Here is a 21,103-nt window from a genome sequence, read left to right as displayed (position 1 = left end):
GTATTCAATTTTACGCAGGCAGGGTTAGTGAACGGCCGGCCGGACTCAAAATGGCCGCATGGCTTTTACGAAACGCCCTTTAAAATAGGTCGAAAACAGGTTGTCCTCACGTACGCCGCGCGAGGTGGAGGCGTGGATAAATATGATCTCGTCCCTTCCGCGGACGTCGGTGACAATGCCTGCGTGGGATACGTAACCTTCCTTGCCAGCCTCAGGTACGAAAAAGAGCCAGTCACCGGGTTTAATTTCGGCTACGCTGCCCACTTCCTGTCCGAATTCGGATTGCTGCCACGAAATGCGGGGCACTTTAACGCCCATTTCGGAATATACCTGGCAGATCAGGCCGGAGCAGTCGATACCGTCTTTGTCGTTGCCGCCCGAGCGGTAGGGTGTGCCGGTGTAGGTACGCGCGATTTGCACGACCTCCGGGATGTTCGCTGTATTGACAGAGCCGGGGCGGGAGTAGGCAGGGGTGGTGCTTCGCGTGGGCGCAGGTTTTCTGGCAGGAGCTTTTGCCACCGGTTTGCGGGCAGGCGGCCTGCGGGACGGAGAAGTGCGTCCCCGTGAGGCTGTACTGCGTGATGAACTATGGCGTTCGGGTGTTGTGCGGAATACGTCGCAGGAGAATAATAATGTAGTGATCAGGATTGTAAAAATGGTGCAAGAAAGGGATTGGGAAAGGTACTTCTTCATGCGTAAGCGGAATATGGCCTGATTACTGAGTTCAAAAATAGCTTAATTTTTTTTTGTGAGCGTTTTCGCCGACGGAACGCCGGATCTTAGCGTGCACCGACGAGACGTCGGCACTAACCGTCGCATTTCTATTTTAACTGCATTCGGGCTGAAAAATTGTGACAAATATTGTGAGGCCCCGGCTTTGTAAGTAGCTTTGTCCCTGATGTTCATTCCTTTTAAATTAGCATTTACCCCTGATGAAAATTATTTGTGTAGGCCGGAATTACGCAGAGCATATCGCCGAACTGAACAACCAGACACCCGATTCCCCGGTCATATTTCTGAAACCTGAAACCGCACAGATCCGCCTCGGAGATGACTTTTATTATCCCGATTTCTCAAAAGATGTTCATTATGAAGTAGAGCTTGTGGTAAAGATCGATAAAGTGGGGAAAAACATCGAAGAGAAGTTCGCTCAAAAATATTACAGTGAAATCGGGATCGGGATCGACTTCACTGCCCGCGATCTGCAATCCGAGCTGAAGGCCAAAGGGCTTCCCTGGGAGCTCGCGAAGGCATTCAACGGCTCGGCACCTGTTTCGGAATTTGTTCCGGTTTCGGATTTTGCGGACATTCAGAACGTCAATTTTAGCCTCGATGTGAATGATGAGACGCGGCAGAACGGCAATTCGTCGATGATGATCTACCGCATCAATTACCTGATTTCCTTTGTTTCTAAGTTCTTCATGCTCAAAAAAGGAGACTTGATTTTCACCGGCACTCCCAAAGGCGTTGGTCCGGTGAAGGTCGGCGACAAGCTGACCGCCTCGATTGAAGGCAAGAAGATGCTCGAACTGTTCGTTAAGTAAACCGTACTCTTCATATCATCCGGTCGGGGCTACCGACTATTCATGCACTTTTTCATGCGTCATTATTTTCGGGCATTTGTCCGTTCAGGGTTGTTTGTATTGGGTTTAGCAGGTGTTGCAAAGGATTCTTTGGCCCAAAAGCAATCGTATCCAAAGGGTTATTACCAGTTTCCGATCCGTCCGGGGTTGCCCAACTCACTGGCAGGCGGCCTGGGTGATTTGCGCAGCAATCACTTTCATGCCGGGCTCGACATTCGTACGCAGCAGCGTGAGGGCTTGCCCGTTTACGCGGCAGCAGAAGGTTATATTTATAAAGTAGCTGTGCAGCGCACCGGCTATGGTAACGTAATCTATTTGCGCCATCCGAATGGACAAACGACGGTTTACGGACATTTGCTGAAATTCAGTGATCCGCTGGCGACGTGGGTCCGGCAGGAACAATATAAAAAGCAGACATTTGAAATAGACCTCTTCCCGGAAGCAGGCCAGTTTGTATTCAAGAAAGGGGAGGTAATCGCACTTTCCGGGAATACGGGCGGTTCAGCGGGGCCGCACTTACACTTTGAGGTTCGCGATTCGAAGGATAATTATCTCAATCCGTTGTATTTCGGGTTTAACGAAATCAAAGATGTTACACCGCCGAAATTCGTGAACCTGGCCATTCGTCCCATGGATATTAATGGGCGCGTCAACGGGCAGTTTGATCGAAGGGTTTACGCGCCTGTCAAACTGAAAGACGGCACCTGGCGTTTGCCCGAACAGGTTTCGGCCACGGGCATTGTCGGCCTGGATCTTATCGCGTTCGACCAGATGACCGGCACCGGTTTTCGCTACGGGTTACAATGCATCGAAATTAAAATGGACGGGCAGGAAGTGTTTTCTTACAATATTGAAGTATTCCCCAATGCCTCGACCCGCGATTATAACAACCTCATCGACTACGAAACGGAGCAGGCGACCGGCCAGCGTTTCCTGAAATGCTACGTTCCCGACGGGAATCAGTTTAATTTATATAAAACCAATGCGATCAACGGGAAGTTGAATATCGCAGATACTCTGAGCCACGAGGTAAAAGTGCGCATCTCGGATTCCTATGAAAACTTCTCGGAGCTGATATTTAATATTAAGGGCGAGCCGCAAAACCCCCCGCTGCCGGTGTTCAATACCGAGGTGAACCCGGAATATGTGCAAACCGAAATCCGGGAGAATACATTGGTAGTTAAAGCGAAATACTACCGCAGCCAGGAACCGTCGGCGACATTTTATATTAAAGGAAAAGAAGAGAGGAAAGCGCCTAACCTGTACGCAGGCGAATCAGCGGTTTTTTTGACTGATTTGAGGAAAGAAATGCCGGATTCCGTGAAAATTGGCACTACCACGGTGAAGACCTTTCTGCGGAGTCAGGTGATGCCGGGCATTGTCTCGTCATTCAAAGAGGCCAAATGGTCTGTGGATTTTGAGAATACCAGCTTGTTCGACACGCTGTTCCTGATGGGGCAGCGGAATTTTAATGCATTAACCATTAATAACCGGGGTACTGCATTGAACGACTACATCCACGTCGCTCTCACGCCCGAAAAGCTGCCGGAGGATAAGTCCCGGACTTTCATGTATCGCTACCTGAACGGCGATTACCGCTTTCTGGGCGGGAAATGGGACGGCGACATGATCCGTTTCGATACGCGCGAGCTCGGCACGTTTGTCGTTCAGAGCGATACGGTACCTCCAAGGGTACGGCTCGTCGAGCATAGCAAGCATCGCATACGCGGGTACGTAGGCGACGGCATGTCGGGGATTGCGAATTTCAAGGCATTGGTGAACGGTCAGTGGGTTTTGTTGAATTATGATTTCAAAAAGGGCTATATCTGGTCGGAAAAACTGGATGATACTCAGCCATTTGAAGGAGAACTGGTGTTGGAAGTGACGGATAGGGCGGGAAATAGTACTATCTTGCAAACCGAATTGGTAGATCTGGTTGTTAAACCTAAGAAAACCAGAAAACGCAAAAGATAAATTATGGGCCTACAAGTCGGTGACCCCGCACCCGCATTTTCAGTAAAAGATCAGGATGGAAACCAAGTAAAGCTGTCGGATTTGAAGGGAGAGAAAGTTGTTTTGTACTTTTATCCCAAAGATAACACACCTACCTGCACCAATCAGGCCTGCAACATCCGCGACAACTACGGAGCGCTCCTGAAAAAGGGTTATAAGGTGTTCGGGGTAAGCCCGGATAGTGAAAAATCGCATCAGAGATTTATCAAAAAGCATGGCCTCCCCTTCCCACTCCTGGCTGACACGGAGCATAAAATGATTGAGGCTTACGGAGTTTGGGGAGAAAAAACAACGTTTGGACGAACCTACATGGGTTTACTCCGTACAACTTTCGTCATCAACAAAAAAGGGATCATTGAGGAGATTATTTCCAAAGTGGAATCGTCGAAACACACTGATCAAATTCTTGGAAAAACTGAATAATAATCAGTCATTTTAACATTCCGAATAGCAGGACATTTACGCCGCCTAAATGGTCCCGCTTCGGGTAAGCCGATTAAGGACAGTCCAATAGAAAATAAATAAAAATGGAAATTGAACAATTAGAAAAAGTAGCATCCCAGGTTCGCAGGGACATCGTACGAATGGTACATGGTTGTCAGTCGGGGCACCCTGGCGGGTCGCTGGGATGCACCGACTTGTTGGTAGCATTGTACTTTGAGCGTATGAAGCTTAAAGAGCAGGACGGCAAAGTCGTATTCGATATGGACGGTAAGGACGAAGACCTTTTCTTCCTTTCGAACGGTCACATTTCCCCGGTTTGGTACAGCGTATTGGCACGCAAGGGATATTTCCCTGTATCGGAGCTGGCTACATTCCGCAAGCTGAATTCACGCCTGCAAGGACACCCTACCACGCACGAACACCTCGAAGGTATCCGTATCGCGTCGGGCTCACTGGGCCAGGGATTGTCGGTAGCATTGGGGGCGGCAACAGCTAAGAAACTGAACAACGACAAAGGAATAGTATACGTACTGATGGGCGATGGCGAGCAGCAGGAAGGCCAGGTTTGGGAGGCTGCTACTTTCGCGCCACACCACCAGGTAGACAACCTGATAGCGTTTATCGACCTGAACGGTCAGCAAATCGATGGCCCTACCGTGAAGGTAATGAACAACCGCGATTTGGGTGCCAAATATGAGGCATTCGGATGGGAAGTAATCTCTATCGAAGAAGGAAACGACATGGCGGCAGTGCTGAAAGGCCTGTACGAAGCCAAAGGCCGTCTGGGACATGGCAGACCGATCATGGTATTGCTCCACACAGGCATGGGCTACGGCGTCGACTTCATGATGGGCAGCCACAAATGGCACGGTGTTGCGCCTAACGACGAGCAATTGGCGGCGGCACTGGCTCAGCTTGACGAAACTTTGGGAGATTATTAATATCCGGATCAGCGGCAGCAATGCACGCGGTTTCATAAACAGACAATATTCAAAATGAAAAAATACACCTTCACTGAGAAGAAAGATACGCGTTCGGGCTTCGGTGCCGGAATGCACGTGCTGGGGCAGCAAAATCCCAACGTCGTGGCGCTTTGTGCCGACCTCGTTGGTTCTTTGAAACTCGAACCGTTTATCAAAGAAAACCCTGAGCGTTTTATTCAATGCGGTATTTCCGAGGCAAATATGATCGGCCTTTCAGCTGGTTTGACTATCGGAGGTAAAATTCCATTTGCTACTACTTTCGCGAACTTCGCGACAGGCCGCGTTTATGACCAGATCCGTCAGAGCGTAGCATATTCCAATAAAAACGTAAAAATCTGTGCTTCACACGCAGGTCTTACTTTGGGAGAAGACGGTGCAACCCACCAGATTCTCGAAGATATCGGGATGATGAAAATGCTTCCGGGCATGACGGTGATCAACCCTTGCGATTACAACCAGACGAAAGCGGCTACCATCGCGATTGCTGAGTACGACGGGCCGGTTTACCTGCGTTTCGGTCGTCCGGTAATCCCGATTTTTACAGATGCCGATCAGAAATTTGAGATTGGAAAAGCTTGGATGGTCAACGAAGGTACCGACGTAAGTATCTTCGCTACCGGTCACATGGTATGGGAAGCGATCCAGGCTGGGGAGATCCTTGAAGCCGAGGGTATCAATGCCGAGATCATCAATATCCACACAATCAAGCCCCTGGACGAAGAAGCGATCCTGAAATCGATTGAAAAAACCGGCTGCGTGGTAACTGCCGAAGAGCACAACCGCATCGGTGGTTTGGGTGACAGCGTTGCGCAAGTTATCGTTAAAAACAAGCTCGTTCCGCAGGAATATGTAGCGGTGAACGACAGCTTCGGAGAAAGCGGCACGCCAGCGCAGTTGCTGGAAAAATACGGCCTGGATGCAAAACATATCGTAGAAGCCGCAAAACGCGCGATCGCACGCAAGTAACATCATCGCTCTCCGTCGACTTAGGTCGACGGAAAAAGAGCCCGGCCTGAAAGGCAGGGCTCTTTTTATTTGTCCTGAATCAAAAAATAAACTATTATTGACCGGCGTTGCCTTTGGGCTCAGGTACAATTATTGGTCAAGCAGGTTGCTATAAAAAAGATCAGGTTAACACTGATTAAATGTCCGACGAAGAATTATTATCTCTTTTTCAAAATCCCGAAACGCGGAGGAACGCTTTCAATCAGTTGGTACGGAAGTACCAGCAAAAAGTTTATTGGCTGGTAAGGAAGATGGTGGTCGATCATGATGATGCCAATGACATTACCCAGGATGTATTTATAAAAGCGTGGACGGCTCTGGAGAATTTCCGCGGCGATGCCAAGCTTTATACCTGGCTTTACCGCATTGCGAGCAACGAAGCCATTAATTTTCTCAACAAAAAGCGACGGAAGTATTTCATCCCGATCTACGACGTCGAGAACGAACTCAGTGAAAAGCTGGAAGCGGATCCGGAAGTAAGCGGTGACGCTATTCAGCTCAAATTGCAGAAAGCAATATTAAAATTACCAGAAAAGCAAAGGCTGGTATTTAACCTCAAATATTTTGAAGATTTACCCTATGAAGAGATTTCGGAGATCACCGGAACGTCGGTAGGGGCCTTAAAAGCTTCATATCATTGGGCTTCGAAAAAAATTGAGGATTTTTTGAACGACACGGATTAAACTATTTGCATTCTCATTGGTCAAACCTTCACAAGACAGGAAATATAAATAATCATGGACAAAAAACGTATACGGCTGGATGATCTGAAGAGGGAGACGCCCTTTTCCGTGCCGGAAGGTTATTTTGACAAGCTGCCGCAAATGATCCAGTCCCGGATCCCCGCGGAGCCCGTGCGCAAACCCCTCGTAAGCTGGTCGTGGCAACGTTCTGTTGGCTTGGCCGCAGCATCTGCACTGATTCTCGTGCTCGTGTGGGTAACCGTACCGGAGCGCCAGGGATCGCTGGGGCAGGAGCCACTGAGCGGCATCAGTAATGCCTCTATCATCACTTACCTGGAAGATCAGGACATTAGCTATTATGATTTAAGCGAACACAAGGTGGTTCAGAAAGCATTCGAATCGGATTCGACGGTGCTGAATTACCTGGATGGCCTGGAAGACGATGTTCTTCGCCAGCAGTTGGAGGAGGTTATGGTTGCCCCGGAGAAGATTTGACCCTAACGAACAATCGAAATGAACTTACAATTTGAATTCAAACGGTATCGGAACACTTTTGCTCTTTTACTCCTATTCATCGGCGCAGTATCAACGACAGCGCAGGCCCAACGCCGTTCCGAGGAAGAAATAAAGAAAATTCAGGATGCTAAGGTGGCTATCATTACCAACCGCCTCAACCTCACGCCCGAGCAGTCCACCGGTTTTTGGCCGATGTACAATGAATATTCTCAGCAAAGGCGAGAAATTCACCGGGCGCAGCGCAAGATCATCAACGACAAAAAAGCGGAGGGCCAGAACGATGAAGCGGTACTGAGTAACCTGAAAGAGGTTCAGGAACTTCGCCAGAAGGAACTCGATCTGGAAAAAGAATATCAGAGCAAGTTTTTAAAGGTAATCACTGCGAGCCAGGTAATCGAATTGTACAAGGCCGAACGTACATTCAACGATATGCTGATCCAGCGGTTAAAGCAAAAAAATTGAGTTAGCCTGCTTATCGACTTATTACAAACGAAAAGGCCCGCTTCCGTCAGGAGGCGGGCCTTCGTTTTATAAATGGTTAATGCTAATGAGCTCCCACTGCTTCCACTTCGCCTACACCCCGTGTTTCCACAGTGATATTGCGTAGCGGCGCCTGGTGTTTTTTGAAATCCTGGATGATTTCGAGCACGTCGTAATCGATGTTCATCGATTTGGAGCCGTCGATCACCACGGTAGCGCCGTCGGGCAGGTTATCCAGCGTGGCGCTGATGCTGCCTTTGTTCAGGAAGGTTACTTCTTCGGAAAGTTGCAGCGTGATCACCTCGCCGTCGCGGTGCTCTTCCTTGATATAATGGTAGGAATGCTTGTAGTTCTTTCTCAGAATAAAATAGATCGCGACGACCATACCGATACCAATCCCTTTCAGCAAGTCGGTGCTGAGGATGGCGATAATGGTTACAACGAACGGTATAAACTGTTCCAGGCCGAGCTTGTACATTCCTTTGTACAACTCGAATTTGGACAGCTTGTAGCCCACCATCAACAGGATCGCTGCCAGCGATGCAAGCGGGATGTAGTTGAGATATTGAGCAATAAACACCGCTGAAATAAGCAGAATGGTACCGTGAATGATGGTACTCATTCTTGTACGGCCGCCCGAATCGATATTCGCGGAGCTGCGGACGATTACTTGGGTAATAGGCAACCCGCCGATCAGGCCGGAAATCATGTTGCCTGCGCCCTGAGCCATCAACTCGCGGTTGGTGGGCGTGCTGCGCTTGAACGGATCGAGGCGGTCGGTGGCTTCTACCGAAAGCAATGTTTCAAGGCTGGCCACGATGGCTAATGTTAAGGCCACTGTGTAAACCTCGGGCTTGCTGATTGCAGAGAAATCCGGTGTTTTAAAGAAACTAAAAAACTCGGAGGCGCTCGAAGCAACCGGAAGCTGTACCATGTGTTCGCCTGTCAAAACCCATTGCGGTGCCACGGCACCGAATACAAGGTTCAGGATAACGCCGGTCAATACGACGAACAAAGCGCCCGGAATATACCGGAACAGCTGTATTTTTTTCATGAACGGCTTATCGAACAAGATGAGCATGGCAAGCGAAACCAACGAGATGATGATCGCGCCGGTGCTATTGTAGCGGAGTGAGTAATATACCTCGGAGAATGTATTGCGGCCATCTCTTTGTGCAAACGCCTCATCACCCATAAAGTCGGCATCGTAACCGAATGCATGTGGTATTTCCTTTAAAATAAGTGTAATACCAATGGCTGCCAGCATTCCCTTGATCACCGATGAAGGGAAGTAATAGCCGATAATACCCGCTTTGAGCAAGCCGGCGATCATTTGTATGGCACCTGCAAACACAACGGCGAGCAAAAAAGCCTCGAAGCTGCCCAGTGTATCGAGCGCATTGAGTACAATCACAACCAGACCCGCTGCCGGACCTGCCACACCCAGGGAGGAGCCGCTCAGTGAGCCTACTACGATTCCGCCTACGATTCCGGCAATAACACCCGAAAAAAGAAGATCGGAGCGGCCGGTCGAGGCTAGCGCAATACCGAGGCATAACGGCAGCGCTACCAGGGATACGACAAGCCCGGAAGGTAAATCGTATTTAAGATTGGCGAACAAATTTTTATTATTCAATGACATACGATTGAGTCAGTAAGGATCATAAATTGGACTACTCGGAATGCAGAACCGCTGATTATACTAATTGCGGTATGTCAAGACGGTATACGTCGTCGGCAAAGTTGGTGGCGTCGATCGTCACGTCCATGTCCTTTAGTATACCGTTGCCAATATCGTAAACGACACCGTGGAGTTGCAGCGGCTTGCCGTTAGCCCACGCAGTTTGTACGATGGTCGTTTTGGCAAGGTCGCGTACCTGCTCCTGAACGTTGATTTCGACGAAGCGGTCGGCTCTCGTTTTGGGATCTTCAATTTCGTTCAGTTCCTTCGCATGCAAACGGTACACGTCTTTGATGTGGCGCAACCAGTTATCGATCAGGCCTACCTGCTTATTGCCCATTGCGGTAATCACCCCGCCGCAGCCGTAATGTCCGCACACCAGAATATGCTCTACTCCAAGCACGTTCACAGAGTAGTCGAGCACGCTGAGCATGCTGATATCCGTGTGGATCACCATGTTGGCGATATTGCGATGTACGAAGATATCGCCGGGCTGGGTGCCGGTAAGTTGGTTGGCCGGCACGCGGCTATCTGAGCAGCCGATCCAGAGGAATTTAGGAGATTGTCCTTTCGCGAGGTTTGAGAAGAACTCCGGATTTTCCTTCGTCGTTTCTTCTGCCCATTTTTTGTTGTTTTCGAATAACTGCTTATAAGCCCTGATCATGATTTCTTGATTAGAATATGGAATAAATAATAGGAGAAAACGTGCGTAATGACACGGAAATACCGCATCGTGTTACGACGGTAACGAACTCAAACGAGTTTGGATCAAAGAAATCAGATGAGCTCCGGAGGCGGAGAAAGCAGATTGCGGTAAATTTCGTTATCGAAATTCGCGGTGTAGAAGAATGAGCTTTTGACCGGTATTAGTGCAACGGAGCGGTCAAATTGTACGCTATGTGAAATCAGTAGCTGGTCGTCATTCAGTTTTTCGACCTCTGTTTTTTCTTCATTGTCACAGGTTTCTGAATCACAAACCACAGATGCCTTTTCCTTGGCCAGCAGCAAGCTGGCAACATCTGTGGCTTTACAGATGAGGAAGGCCGTAAGTAGTATGAGACAAAGTGATCTGAACACGGGAAAAACAGTTTTTCAAGAACCAAGGTAACACTCAACGCGTCTAAAACGTTCGGCAGGTCACTTTTTAGTGTGACCTTAAAACGATTTTTCTGTTGAGCTTTTAAGCGAAACAAATAAAAAAGGGTCGTATAAACAACCCTTACTTATTCGTTTTCCATTGCTTTTCATTGTTCTCCAACCAACGCCCCACAAGGAACGCGCTGCTCAACAGAACGATATAAAAGGCAATCATAATAACGGTCATTGTCATAGTTGTACTCGATTATAATGCAACGTAAGATGGGCAAAAATAGCTAAAAAATGCGATTTCGGCTCGCTATTTACAAAAAATTAAAGTACTCCTTTCGTCGATGGCATGAAATCCAGCGCTTTAAGATCGCGTTTAACAGCCATTTTAATCGCCTTGGCAAACGCTTTGAAAATCGATTCGATCTTGTGGTGCTCGTTGTCGCCTTCCACTTTGATGTTCAGGTTTGAAAGTGAAGTGTCTGAGAATGACTTGAAAAAGTGAAAAAACATCTCAGTCGGCATTTCTCCGATCTTCTCTCTTTTGAACTCGGCGTCCCACACGATCCACGGACGGCCGGAGAAATCGATCGCTACTTGTGCCAAAGCTTCGTCCATTGGCAGCAGGAAGCCGTAGCGACTGATTCCCCGTTTGTCGCCGATCGCCTGGCGGTAGGCTTCACCCAATGCAAGGGCAGTGTCCTCAATAGTGTGATGCTCATCGATGTGGAGGTCACCTTCGACGTGGATCGACAAATCGGCGCCGGAATGGCGGGCGAGCTGGTCGAGCATATGGTCGAAGAAGCCGAGGCCGGTGTGAATGTCGGAGCGGCCGCTGCCATCGAGATTCAGGTCGACTTTAATCTGTGTTTCCTTGGTATTTCTTTCAACAGATGCTTTGCGTGAAGGGAGTTTTAAATGCTCGTAAACCGCGTCCCAGTCGCTGGTTACCAAAGCGGTAGTTTGGTTCATCTCATCGCTAACGCCTTCCTCCGGCAATTCGGAGCGGAAAAGAATCGCCTTAGCACCTAGATTTACAGCCAGTTGGACGTCGGTAAGGCGGTCGCCGATGACGTAGCTGTTGGCCAGATCATATTCATTGGAAAAATAAGAAGTAAGCATTCCGATGCCCGGTTTGCGGGTAGGAAGGTTGTCTTCGGGAAAGCTGCGGTCGATATGGACGTCCGCGAAACGGATGTCTTCGCCTTCAAGCGTCTTGACCATCTTATTCTGAGCAGGCCAGAAAGTGTCTTCCGGGAAAGAATCGGTGCCGAGTCCGTCCTGGTTGGTTACCATGACCAGTTCATAATCGGTTTCATCCGCGATTTTACGCAACGCGGAAATGGCTTTGGGCAGGAATTCGAGCTTTTCCAGTGAATCTACCTGAAAATCGGTGGGTGGCTCAACGATGATCGTTCCATCGCGATCAATAAATAGGACTTTTTTCATTAACAGATTTGGATTACAAGCACCTTACCAGGAATTCCGCAGCGCTTATTTCCCGCAAAGTTCGCAAAGAATGCCTAATTGAAAAGCAGTTGGACATGAATAATGCCATCGCGGGAATTTTACCGGGTGGGAGAGCGGTTGAGAAATTGTAACTTTGCATTTTAAATCAACATCGGAATGTTTACAGGAATCGTCGAAACGACCGCGGAAGTGTTGAAAGTCGAAACGGAAGGTACCAATAAGACCTTCACCTTTCAGTCAGCACTTGCCAGCGAGTTTAAAATAGATCAGAGCATCAGCCATAATGGCGTTTGTTTAACAGTAGTTGCCGTCGAAGGAGATCAATATCAGGTAACAGCTATCGAAGAAACGCTTTTAAAAACGAACCTGGGCGACCTTGTGTCGGGTAGCAAAGTAAATCTCGAACGCTGTATGCCCGCGAACGGACGTTTCGACGGGCATATCGTGCAGGGCCATGTGGACCAGACCGCCAGGTGTACGCAGGTGCAGGAGCGCGACGGGAGCTGGCTTTTTGATTTTGAATACGATGCTTCGACCGGCAATATTACTGTTGAAAAGGGTTCTATCTGCATTAATGGTGTGAGTCTCACGGTTTTTAACTCGGGTGAAAACACGTTCAGAGTGGCTATTATCCCCTATACCTATAACTTTACCAATTTTCATTCGTTAAATGCGGGAGACACGGTAAACCTGGAATTCGATATTCTGGGCAAATACATTAAGAGAATTCTCGGTTCGTATGCGGTTTAGCATATTGGCATCTTGGAATATTACGTTTATTTTTACCCGTTTTAAATCCCAAAGCGCATCTAAATACATTCATGGCCAAAATAAGTACACAGTCCAGAACTGATCTTTTCATACACATCGGAATCATTGTCTCGCTGCTTTTGGTCCTTTTCCTGGGGTTTTTCTTCGTATATCTGCCTTTTACAACCAATCATGGTGAGGCCATTACCGTGCCCGACCTGAAAAAGAAGAGTGTGGAGGACCTTGAAGATTTCCTTGGCGACCGGGACCTGCGCTACGAGGTCGATTGTACTTTTGTGACCAATGTACCCGCATTGACCATTATCTCGCAATATCCATTGCCAGGTTCGAAAGTGAAGGAAGGCCGGAAAATCTACGTAACAGTGGTTTCGCGCACTGCGCCTTTGATCAAAATGCCGAAGCTCACGGATATGACGCACCGCAGTGCGCAGATGTTGCTGAAAAGTGTGGGCCTGGAAGAAGGGAATATTTCCTATGTTCCGGATATGGCGCAGAATGCAGTTTTGAGGCAATTATATAATGGGAAGGAGATCCTGCCGGGCCAGCCCGTCGCTAAGGGAACGAAAATCGACCTGGAATTGGGGGAAGGGCTCGGTACAGCACAGTTTGAAACGCCGTCGGTGATCGGGATGCCTCTCGATGAAGCGAAAATAGCGATTGTGGGAGCAGGGTTGAAGGTAGGGCAGGTAATGGAAGTGCCGGCCGAGGAAGGCCAGGCGCCGGGCTCGATCGTACGGCAGAACCCCGATGCGGGAAATAAGGTAAGAATAGGGGACGTAATCGACTTGTGGGTGACCCCGCAGGCGCCTGAAACGACGGATAATGAGAATCAACCGGAGCAGTAAAAAGTTCTTCACACACAGGATTTTTATTTGGGTTTGTGTGCTGGCCATGGTGCAAAGCCAGGTCGCGCTTGCTCAGTTACGCATCGTACCGATCGATCAGGCAAGGTACGGCGAGGGAAGCGAGGAGGCGGGCGTAGAAAATCTCCGCACCCAGGCCTCATTGAACCTCCCCTTTTTCGATGATTTTTCTACTACCAAAACCCTTTCACCTAATATGAGATACTGGCTGCCGGGAAGCGGAGTTTATATTAATAATACACTTACCAACTCCCATCCGTCGGTTAATGTGGCAACGTTCGATGGACTGAATGCCAATGGTTTTCCCTACAACCTGGTGAACCCGCTAACACAAGGCTACACAGATACACTTACGTCTCAACCGATCAATCTGAACGGCAAGGCAGCTGCCGATTCCGTCTACCTCAGTTTTTACTGGGCTGCGAAAGGCCTTGGCGAGCTGCCTGATTCCAGCGACTATTTACAGCTGGAATTTTTTAGTAAAACACAGGAATGGGTGCCCGTCTGGACGCAGCAGGGATATAAGGTAGATACCCTGTTTCACCAGCAATTTGTTGCCATCAAAGACCCCAGTTACCTGCACGACGCATTCCAGTTCCGGTTCAGGTCTTATGGCCGGAGCTCCGGCCCCTATGATACCTGGCATTTGGACTATGTGTATTTAAATACAAAAAGATCGGTCAAGCAGCCCTATCTGTTCGATGTCGCGATGCGGAAACCGGTTTCCAATATTCTGAAAAAATACACGGCAATGCCCTTGCGGCAATACCGCGTGAGCCCGGCAGCAGCCACTGCCGACTCCGTGAAGACCGATATCGTTAACCATTTCAACAACTTCAATGTCCTTACGAGCACCTACACGCTCACGGACGCGCAACGCGGGACCGAGTTCGCGCGCGTTGTGCAACGTTCTATTGTTGTCCAGGCATTGAAATCTCAGCCTTTGAGGGCTAAAATTGCGCCTGTTAATGCAGCCGCTCAGCTCGACAGTCTGCATTTGATCAGCAAGTTTTTCGTGGCTACGACGGATACCATCCCTGGGGCGAACCTCAAAACGAACGACACCATTACGGCGAGAGTTGCATTGACAGACTACTTTGCCTACGACGATGGCAGTGCGGAATATGGTGTGCAAGTGAACCAGAAGCTCGGCCGCGTAGCCGTACGGTATGTATTGGCCAAGGCCGACACCATCGGAGGGCTGCGGATGTCGATGGTTTCTTTCAACAAAGACATTTCCGGACAAGGCTTTACGATCCAGATTTATAACAGCAAAGGCGGCAAGCCCGACCAGGTTATCGCCCAGCGCTCTGTCGCGGTGCGGTACCCGGCTGCACGCGACGGTTTTATCGATTATGCATTCGCGGTTCCCGTAGCGGTGGCCGATACTTTCTACGTAGGTTGGTTACAGATCAACGACCAGCCCGTAACCGTAGGCTTCGACCGCAATTCGTTTTTGGGCAGTAGCGCGGTGTATTACAATCTCGGGACCGAATGGGCGAAGGAGACTTCATTAAAAGGTTCGATCATGATCCGTCCTTACCTGGGCAAAAAAGCACAGGGCATAATTACAGGCAATGAGCCGGCGGATGCCGTGAATGCTATTTTTTACCCGAACCCGGCCAGAGGTGAAGTCCGCTGGAACAATAGATCGCTTAAAAAGATCGAAGTTTACAGTACCGGCGGCAACCTGGTGCACGCCCTGGAACCCGTACGCAATCAGCAATCCGCTACGGTTGAACATTTAAATCAGGGTATTTATATCTTTAAGGCAACGGACGGGAAACGTTCTTTTGTACAAAAAATGTTAATCTCTAAATAGACTGAGTCGTCACAAATTTTTGAAATATGGATATTACCGTTGAAGAATTGAAAGAACGTCTTGAAAAGGGCGAAGACCTGCACTTTTACGATGTTCGCGAAGAACACGAATATGAAGAGGATAACCTCGGCGCGATTTTGATCCCGCTGGGCGAACTTCCTGATCACCTGGATGAGTTGGAAGCGATCAAGGATGAAGAGATCATCATTCATTGCCGCTCGGGTGCCCGCAGTGGTAAAGCTGCCCGCTACCTGGAATCTCAGGGCTTTTCGAACGTGCGCAACGTACTGGGAGGTATTCTGGCCTACCGCGAGCTCGAAGACTGATACCCCTCGGCATTTGACGGAGTCTGCGCTCCGTCAAATGCTTTTAAAATAAACCTGCCTGCGACCGCACATATTGGAGTATTCGGTCATATTCGTCGGGGTGGAACCATTCGAAATTCCCCTGATGCCTGAACCAGGTAAGCTGCCGCTTGGCATACCGGCGCGAGTTTTGTTTTAAAAGCCGCACCATTTCCTTCTCATTATACTCACCGTCGAGATAGCTGTAAACTTCGCGGTATCCTACTGTTTTAAGCGCGTGGTGCTCTCTGTACGCGATTACGCTTTTTGCCTCTTCTACCAACCCTTCTTGCAGCATCATATCCATTCGCTGATCTATTCGTTGATAGAGCTCCGCACGATCGCGATCCAGGGCGACATTAATGGGCTGAAACGGCCTGCTGCGGGCGTTATTTGTTTTAAACTGGCTGATGGGCTTACCGGAGGTGTGAAACACTTCCAGCGCGCGAACTACGCGCTGAGGGTTTGCTATCTCGAATGAAGCCGCGAATTCCGGGTCGACCAGGCGTATTTCTTCTTGGAGCGGCGAAAGTCCGTTGTCGTTCAGTTTCTGCATAAGCGTCTCGCGCAAGCCGGGGAGAGGGGCGGGCAGGTCGTCGAGGCCATCGAGGACGGCTTTGACGTAAAAGCCGGAACCGCCCGTCATGACTACAATATCACGCTCCTGAAAAAGCTGCCCAAGCAGCGTTAATGCGTCGCGTTCGAAGTCGCCGGCGCTGTATACCTCCGAAATTGAATGGGAATCTATGAAATGATGCGTCGCTTGCGCTAGTTCGTCCGGTGTTGGCTTGGCGGTGCCGATGCTCAGTTCACGGAAGAACTGGCGGGAATCAGCGGATATGATTTCGGTACCAAGGTCCCGGGCAAGTTTAATTGACAATGCAGTTTTTCCGACCGCCGTAGGACCAGCCACGGTCACCAGATATTTCTTTGGGCTATTTGGCATTGTGCCGTTTTTATTTGAATTTTAATCAGTACAAAAATAGAGATATGGATTCCACTACACTATTTTTTTTGATCATTACCCTTATTGCCGGGGGCCTGGCCGGCGCTGCGTTGAATACCTGGTTGCAGAACAGGAGGTCGAAGAAATATGTGTCTACGCAGGAGGCTACCGTCCTGATCGAGCGGATCGAAAAAGTATTTAAAGTGGTAATGGCCGAAGGCTATTTTACCGAAATCTACAATTACCAGAATGACAAGAATATCTGGAACCTGATCAATGATAAGAAAAAAGCCCTGATTATCGCCAAAGCCAAAGTGTTGGTAGGCTATGATTTTGGTAAAATGAAATTCCATCGTCCCGATGGCGAACGTAAACTCGTTATTGATTTCTTTCCCGCTCCTGAAATCCTGTCGATCGACACCGACTACAAGTTTTACGACATCGAGCAAGGCTGGCTGAACCGTTTCCAGAGCGACGATTATACCGCTATTCTGAATGAGGCCAAGCAAACGATGAACGACAAAGCCATGGAAAGCGATTTGCCGCGCATAGCGGGCAACCAGGTACAACTAATGATCTTCCAGCTGGCCGCCTCCATGAATTGGTCGGTAGAGATGAAGCTGCCGGATGGTAATGTGGCGATGCTTCGCGAGATGACTCATTACCGTACACTGGAAGCACAAATCGATTCTTTGGACACCCGAAAGGAATAGTAGTTTTTTTTGTATAATTTATGCGTTAAACGCCTCTATCCTCATCAGAACCGGATTTATCAGCGTATTGACCTGTGTAGTTTCTAATTAATCACTTTCTAAACTTTAAGAGTTATGTTCAAAAAATTATTACTATTTGCCTCTGTGGTGTTGATGATTGCTATGGTAAGTTGCAAAGGCGACGACGGAGCCGTTGGTCCGGCTGGTGCCGCCGGAGCTCAGGGACCGGCCGGGGCGGCGGGCCCCAAAGGAGATAAAGGAGAAGACGGAGCCAGCAGCTCGGCAATAATTCTTTCAACCGGAGCGGTCGATACAGACAGCACCGGGGGTTTTATTACAGGTAGGGAGAACCTTACCCCAGCAGAAGACAGTGCTTTCAGCTCTTCTGTGGTGTTGGTTTACCTGAAAGCATCAAACGTTTATTGGCCTATGCCGGGTGTTATCAGCTTCGGCGGTGGGAAAGTGAGCTCATTCACATTTGTTCATGCTGTTCAGGACAAGACATTCTTTGTCGAGCTCTTACCCACAGATTGGAGCGAGAATCAGACCACTGCTCCTAAGAGAACTTTCCAGGATATTCGTATAATAATTGTTCCTGGTGAAATAGTAAGCGGTGGCCGTCTGAGCGCTGAAATTCTCAAAGACTACAACAAAACAATTGCCGCCCTGGGCCTGACAGACACACAAGTAAAAACAGCGGGCAAATTGAAATTGAGCTTGAAAAGAAAATAGCAAATTCAGCAGGTTAGCAAGAAATTGAATGAATAGGGTCATTAGATTGGGAACGTCCACTCTAATGACCTTTTTTCTTGCCGGATACGAGGAGCAACAATGAGCGATTCGAATGCATTTATAGCACTGCACCGACCCGAGGTAATGTACCCGTAAACAAAAAGAGCTTCCAACCGGAAGCTCTTTCGCATTTTTGATAGGAGTTTGTCTTAGTATTCCCAAAGACCGTGTTCCAGTTCCATCAGTTCCTGTTCGTAGTTCAGGGATTTGATAAGAGCCTCTTTTTCGCCGTTGTAGATGTCGAGGAAAGCCTTATCGTTGGCATTGGAGAACTTGGTGATCCGTCCGTAGAACAAGCGAAGATCGAATGCATCCGCGAGGTTCTTGTTTTGGGCGGTATTGTGGGTGTTATACCAGATATATTTCTTAGGATCGCTTCTGAAGAGTCTTTCAACATCTTTCCAGCGGAAGGAAGCTACGGGCAATTCGAGTCCTGTGGCAGTCTGGTCAGCAGGAAGGACGATCGTGATTGTCTGGATATCGTTATACAGGCGTGAACGTTTCTTATCGAAAACCCAGTCTTCTTTTACTTCGAGTATGCTCAACTGATCAGGGAAATATTCTTCTTCTGATGCAGCCACCTGCTGCGTTTCGAAAGAAGTGCTGTCAGGTTTTGGTGCTTCAACCTTTGGTTCTTCTTTGGCAACCTCGGTTTTAGCGCCTTTTTTCGAAGATTTTTTCTTAGGAGGACCCCAGCCGTCGTCTACCGGTTCAGCTTCTTTTTTAGTATCCTTTTTGGCATTGCCCCAGCCGTCGTCAGGCGTAGCCGCTTGTTTGCTAGGATCTGTTTTGGCTTTTTTTGAATCCCAACCATCTGCTTTGGCAGGTTCTCCGAAACCTGCTGCAATTTCCTCTTCGGAAAGACCCGCCGTCTGGTTAGGTATCAGGATGCGTTTGTGAAGATCGTCACCACCGATTTTGGTCGCGCAGGAATCATTTGTATAAGCATCGATCAAACCTGCTTTCGCCGCATCCAACAAGTAACGTGTGATCTCATTGTTTTTAGAGAACATGGAAATGTTCTGCTTTTCTTTCAAATCGACCCGTCTCCAGAGCGTTCTTTTCATCATCACGTCACCGTCAGCGATCGGGCGTGACGAGAACTGATTCGCAGTCGAATCCTCTTTCTCCTGCGCAAATGCGGCAGTACTTGCAAGAGACAGCGACAGCAAAGACCATGCAATCGTTTTTCCGTTCATTCTTCTCATATCATACATAAAGTTGTATTGTCCAATCAACGACTAAAAGTGCTGGATTAGTATAGCGTCACACTGCGAGTTTGGTTACCCATTTCTACCTCGCTTACAGCGCCCTTAAAGTTCTGACGTTCCACTTTCAGAATTGAAATTACATAGCGGTCGCCAGGCTGCGCTTGCGAAGCGAGGGAGGAAATAGAACCACCTCCGCCGTTTAGCGTCACACCGTTAATTCTTCTTGCGCCCCGGGCCAGGGAAATCTCAACCTGTGATACACGGAACTTCGCGTCCTCAGGAGAGAAGTTCTTGAAACTTTCATCGGGAACTGCAACTATCTGGATGCTTCTTGCACCAGAAGCAGGGGCTCCACGACGTTCGTCAAATACAGCACCATTTACACGTACTTCCAGAGAGGGTTTTGGTACACGGTTTACGCGGAAAGGTTCAGAACCCAATACACTACCTGCATTGCTTACCGTGATATTCAAGCTTGCTTTGCTAGGTACGATCGTGAATTTTCCTTTTTGGCCACTTTGAATGATCTCACCACCGTCAGTCGAAAAGCTAGGCGCCCAAAGCGGACCGAGCGCGGGGCTCTGGATGCTCAGTTTGTTGGCGCATCCCAAATACAATGGAGGCAATGTTCCTGTTTCGATCTGGTAGGAAGGCTTCACCACAAAGTATTCCTGGGTCATGGTATAAGTGGTGTCTTTGCCGGATGGGGTAGGGATGGTGATCTGTCCGCGAAGCTCTCTTTTAGCAAGACCTTCCGCATTATAGCCACCGCCTTGTGCAGTGAATTCGATGATACCTACACCGTTCTCAACTTTAACAGGTGATCCGTTCAGGCTCATGCGAGGCGTGATACCAGAAGCAGAAGCTGCAATGAACATCTGTCCTTTGAATTTAGTACCTGCTACTACCGTTTTTGCATCGGCACTTACCATGGCCAATACGCGGTCGAATTTGATATCCGCAGCACCAACTTTGCTGGCAAGGTAATTCAATACTTCACCTTCCATTCGACGGATGTCGGTTTGTTTCTGGCTCAGTACCGCCAATGCAGCTGCAACAGGTGTAGATTCGAAATTCAGCTCTGCAAAGTCTTTGTTACGCTGATCTTTATTCCCTTTTGCAACAGGGTCTTCGCGACCGTCCAATGCGAGTCCCGGGAATTTGTTGGGAGAATAGTTGTTAAGCGATGTCGAGTAAGAGTTCAGGGTTTGCTTCAATTGGTAGGCTTTACCATTTTTTCTTACACCAATCATCAGTTCCGCCACTTTGGCTTCTTCTTGCGGGTTTTTGATGCCGCCTTCTTCGTTAAAGCCTCCACCAGCCCTTGTAATGATCTCCTGTTTCAGGGCATTCAGTTGGTTGGTCATATCCGATGAAAGCTTACGGACTTCATCAGCTTGCTTGATCACTGCGACGTCAGCTGAACGGTTACCCGATTTTTCAACCGCGGCCTTGATTTTAAGTACCGTTTCCTGATTGATTTTGTTAGCTGCTCCGGAGGATAATTCCAGGGAATTGTTCAGTAGGATGAATTTTTCGATGATAGCCGAACTTACCTGCAATGCGAGCATCGCCGTAAGTACCAGATACATCATTCCAATCATCTTTTGACGGGGTGTTTCTTTTCCACCTGCCATATTGTTGTGTAATCAGTTTCAGTGATCGAATTATTTAACTAACAACAATGACTCTGTACC

At 48.6% G+C, this 21,103-nt stretch carries 22 protein-coding genes; 14 read left to right on the top strand and 8 right to left on the bottom strand.

The window, feature by feature from the left end:
• Window positions 1-45: 45 nt before the first annotated feature.
• On the bottom strand, window positions 46-693 hold the full coding sequence (locus IEY24_RS23000) for a C40 family peptidase (RefSeq protein WP_188936442.1): 648 nt from the start codon (window positions 691-693) through the stop codon (window positions 46-48).
• 239 nt (window positions 694-932) lie between these two features.
• Between IEY24_RS23000 and IEY24_RS22995 the strand changes: the two genes are divergently transcribed.
• The 8 genes from IEY24_RS22995 (at window position 933) to IEY24_RS22960 (ending at window position 7,689) form a co-directional block, all read left to right on the top strand.
• On the top strand, window positions 933-1,544 hold the full coding sequence (locus IEY24_RS22995; RefSeq protein ID WP_188936440.1) for a fumarylacetoacetate hydrolase family protein: 612 nt from the start codon (window positions 933-935) through the stop codon (window positions 1,542-1,544).
• Between the two features lie 54 nt (window positions 1,545-1,598).
• A complete protein-coding gene (locus IEY24_RS22990; protein ID WP_229222910.1) occupies window positions 1,599-3,557 on the top strand; it encodes a M23 family metallopeptidase in 1,959 nt (652 codons plus the stop codon).
• Window positions 3,558-3,560: 3 nt separating this feature from the next.
• Complete coding sequence (gene bcp / locus IEY24_RS22985; protein ID WP_188936436.1) at window positions 3,561-4,019, top strand: thioredoxin-dependent thiol peroxidase; 459 nt, start codon at window positions 3,561-3,563, stop codon at window positions 4,017-4,019.
• A gap of 104 nt (window positions 4,020-4,123) precedes the next feature.
• A complete protein-coding gene (locus IEY24_RS22980) occupies window positions 4,124-4,981 on the top strand; it encodes a transketolase (protein ID WP_188936434.1) in 858 nt (285 codons plus the stop codon).
• Between the two features lie 54 nt (window positions 4,982-5,035).
• Window positions 5,036-5,989 (top strand): transketolase family protein, encoded by a 954-nt coding sequence (locus IEY24_RS22975; protein WP_188936432.1) that lies wholly within the window; start codon window positions 5,036-5,038, stop codon window positions 5,987-5,989.
• Between the two features lie 179 nt (window positions 5,990-6,168).
• Window positions 6,169-6,711 (top strand): RNA polymerase sigma factor, encoded by a 543-nt coding sequence (locus tag IEY24_RS22970; protein ID WP_188936430.1) that lies wholly within the window; start codon window positions 6,169-6,171, stop codon window positions 6,709-6,711.
• A 54-nt stretch (window positions 6,712-6,765) separates the two neighbouring features.
• On the top strand, window positions 6,766-7,206 hold the full coding sequence (locus IEY24_RS22965) for a hypothetical protein (protein ID WP_188936428.1): 441 nt from the start codon (window positions 6,766-6,768) through the stop codon (window positions 7,204-7,206).
• Window positions 7,207-7,224: 18 nt separating this feature from the next.
• On the top strand, window positions 7,225-7,689 hold the full coding sequence (locus IEY24_RS22960) for a Spy/CpxP family protein refolding chaperone (protein ID WP_188936426.1): 465 nt from the start codon (window positions 7,225-7,227) through the stop codon (window positions 7,687-7,689).
• Window positions 7,690-7,771: 82 nt separating this feature from the next.
• On the opposite strand, the gene IEY24_RS22955 is transcribed toward IEY24_RS22960, so the two are convergent.
• The 4 genes from IEY24_RS22955 to hisB all read right to left on the bottom strand — a co-directional run bounded on the left by IEY24_RS22955 (window position 7,772) and on the right by hisB (window position 11,923).
• Window positions 7,772-9,349 (bottom strand): SulP family inorganic anion transporter, encoded by a 1,578-nt coding sequence (locus IEY24_RS22955; protein ID WP_188936424.1) that lies wholly within the window; start codon window positions 9,347-9,349, stop codon window positions 7,772-7,774.
• A gap of 55 nt (window positions 9,350-9,404) precedes the next feature.
• A complete protein-coding gene (gene can, locus IEY24_RS22950; protein ID WP_188936422.1) occupies window positions 9,405-10,052 on the bottom strand; it encodes a carbonate dehydratase in 648 nt (215 codons plus the stop codon).
• Window positions 10,053-10,165: 113 nt separating this feature from the next.
• Window positions 10,166-10,465 carry a hypothetical protein gene (locus tag IEY24_RS22945; protein ID WP_188936420.1) on the bottom strand — a complete coding sequence of 100 codons (300 nt, stop codon included), beginning with the start codon at window positions 10,463-10,465 and terminating at the stop codon, window positions 10,166-10,168.
• A 333-nt stretch (window positions 10,466-10,798) separates the two neighbouring features.
• On the bottom strand, window positions 10,799-11,923 hold the full coding sequence (gene hisB, locus IEY24_RS22940; protein ID WP_188936418.1) for a bifunctional histidinol-phosphatase/imidazoleglycerol-phosphate dehydratase HisB: 1,125 nt from the start codon (window positions 11,921-11,923) through the stop codon (window positions 10,799-10,801).
• A gap of 177 nt (window positions 11,924-12,100) precedes the next feature.
• Between hisB and IEY24_RS22935 the strand changes: the two genes are divergently transcribed.
• From IEY24_RS22935 to IEY24_RS22920, 4 genes are all read left to right on the top strand, one after another.
• Window positions 12,101-12,694, top strand: a complete 594-nt coding sequence (locus tag IEY24_RS22935; RefSeq protein ID WP_188936416.1) for a riboflavin synthase — start codon at window positions 12,101-12,103, stop codon at window positions 12,692-12,694.
• A gap of 71 nt (window positions 12,695-12,765) precedes the next feature.
• Entirely contained in the window at window positions 12,766-13,560 is a 795-nt protein-coding gene (locus IEY24_RS22930) for a PASTA domain-containing protein (protein WP_188936414.1), read from the top strand.
• The gene (locus IEY24_RS22925) at window positions 13,538-15,400 is read left to right on the top strand and encodes a T9SS type A sorting domain-containing protein (RefSeq protein ID WP_188936412.1); all 1,863 of its coding nucleotides are present in this window, start codon (window positions 13,538-13,540) and stop codon (window positions 15,398-15,400) included. The genes IEY24_RS22930 and IEY24_RS22925 overlap by 23 nt, the downstream gene beginning before the upstream one ends.
• A 26-nt stretch (window positions 15,401-15,426) precedes the next feature.
• On the top strand, window positions 15,427-15,726 hold the full coding sequence (locus IEY24_RS22920) for a rhodanese-like domain-containing protein (RefSeq protein WP_188936410.1): 300 nt from the start codon (window positions 15,427-15,429) through the stop codon (window positions 15,724-15,726).
• Between the two features lie 43 nt (window positions 15,727-15,769).
• Here the strand turns inward: IEY24_RS22920 and miaA are convergent, their stop codons facing one another.
• Entirely contained in the window at window positions 15,770-16,690 is a 921-nt protein-coding gene (gene miaA / locus IEY24_RS22915; RefSeq protein WP_188936408.1) for a tRNA (adenosine(37)-N6)-dimethylallyltransferase MiaA, read from the bottom strand.
• A 44-nt stretch (window positions 16,691-16,734) separates the two neighbouring features.
• Between miaA and IEY24_RS22910 the strand changes: the two genes are divergently transcribed.
• On the top strand, window positions 16,735-17,403 hold the full coding sequence (locus IEY24_RS22910) for a DUF4230 domain-containing protein (protein WP_188936406.1): 669 nt from the start codon (window positions 16,735-16,737) through the stop codon (window positions 17,401-17,403).
• A gap of 114 nt (window positions 17,404-17,517) precedes the next feature.
• Window positions 17,518-18,135: a hypothetical protein gene (locus IEY24_RS22905; RefSeq protein ID WP_188936404.1), complete on the top strand. Its 618-nt coding sequence runs from the start codon at window positions 17,518-17,520 to the stop codon at window positions 18,133-18,135.
• 209 nt (window positions 18,136-18,344) lie between these two features.
• Here the strand turns inward: IEY24_RS22905 and porN are convergent, their stop codons facing one another.
• Both porN and porM read right to left on the bottom strand, forming a co-directional pair.
• A complete protein-coding gene (gene porN / locus IEY24_RS22900) occupies window positions 18,345-19,412 on the bottom strand; it encodes a type IX secretion system ring subunit PorN/GldN (protein WP_188936401.1) in 1,068 nt (355 codons plus the stop codon).
• A 38-nt stretch (window positions 19,413-19,450) separates the two neighbouring features.
• Window positions 19,451-21,043 (bottom strand): type IX secretion system motor protein PorM/GldM, encoded by a 1,593-nt coding sequence (gene porM, locus IEY24_RS22895; protein ID WP_188936399.1) that lies wholly within the window; start codon window positions 21,041-21,043, stop codon window positions 19,451-19,453.
• Between the last annotated feature and the right edge of the window lie 60 nt (window positions 21,044-21,103).

Origin of the sequence: Dyadobacter endophyticus (assembly GCF_014641595.1) — a bacterium.
Taxonomy (GTDB): domain Bacteria; phylum Bacteroidota; class Bacteroidia; order Cytophagales; family Spirosomataceae; genus Dyadobacter; species Dyadobacter endophyticus.
Note: the sequence above shows the minus strand (reverse complement) of the source record. Positions and strands in the feature narration are given on the sequence as shown.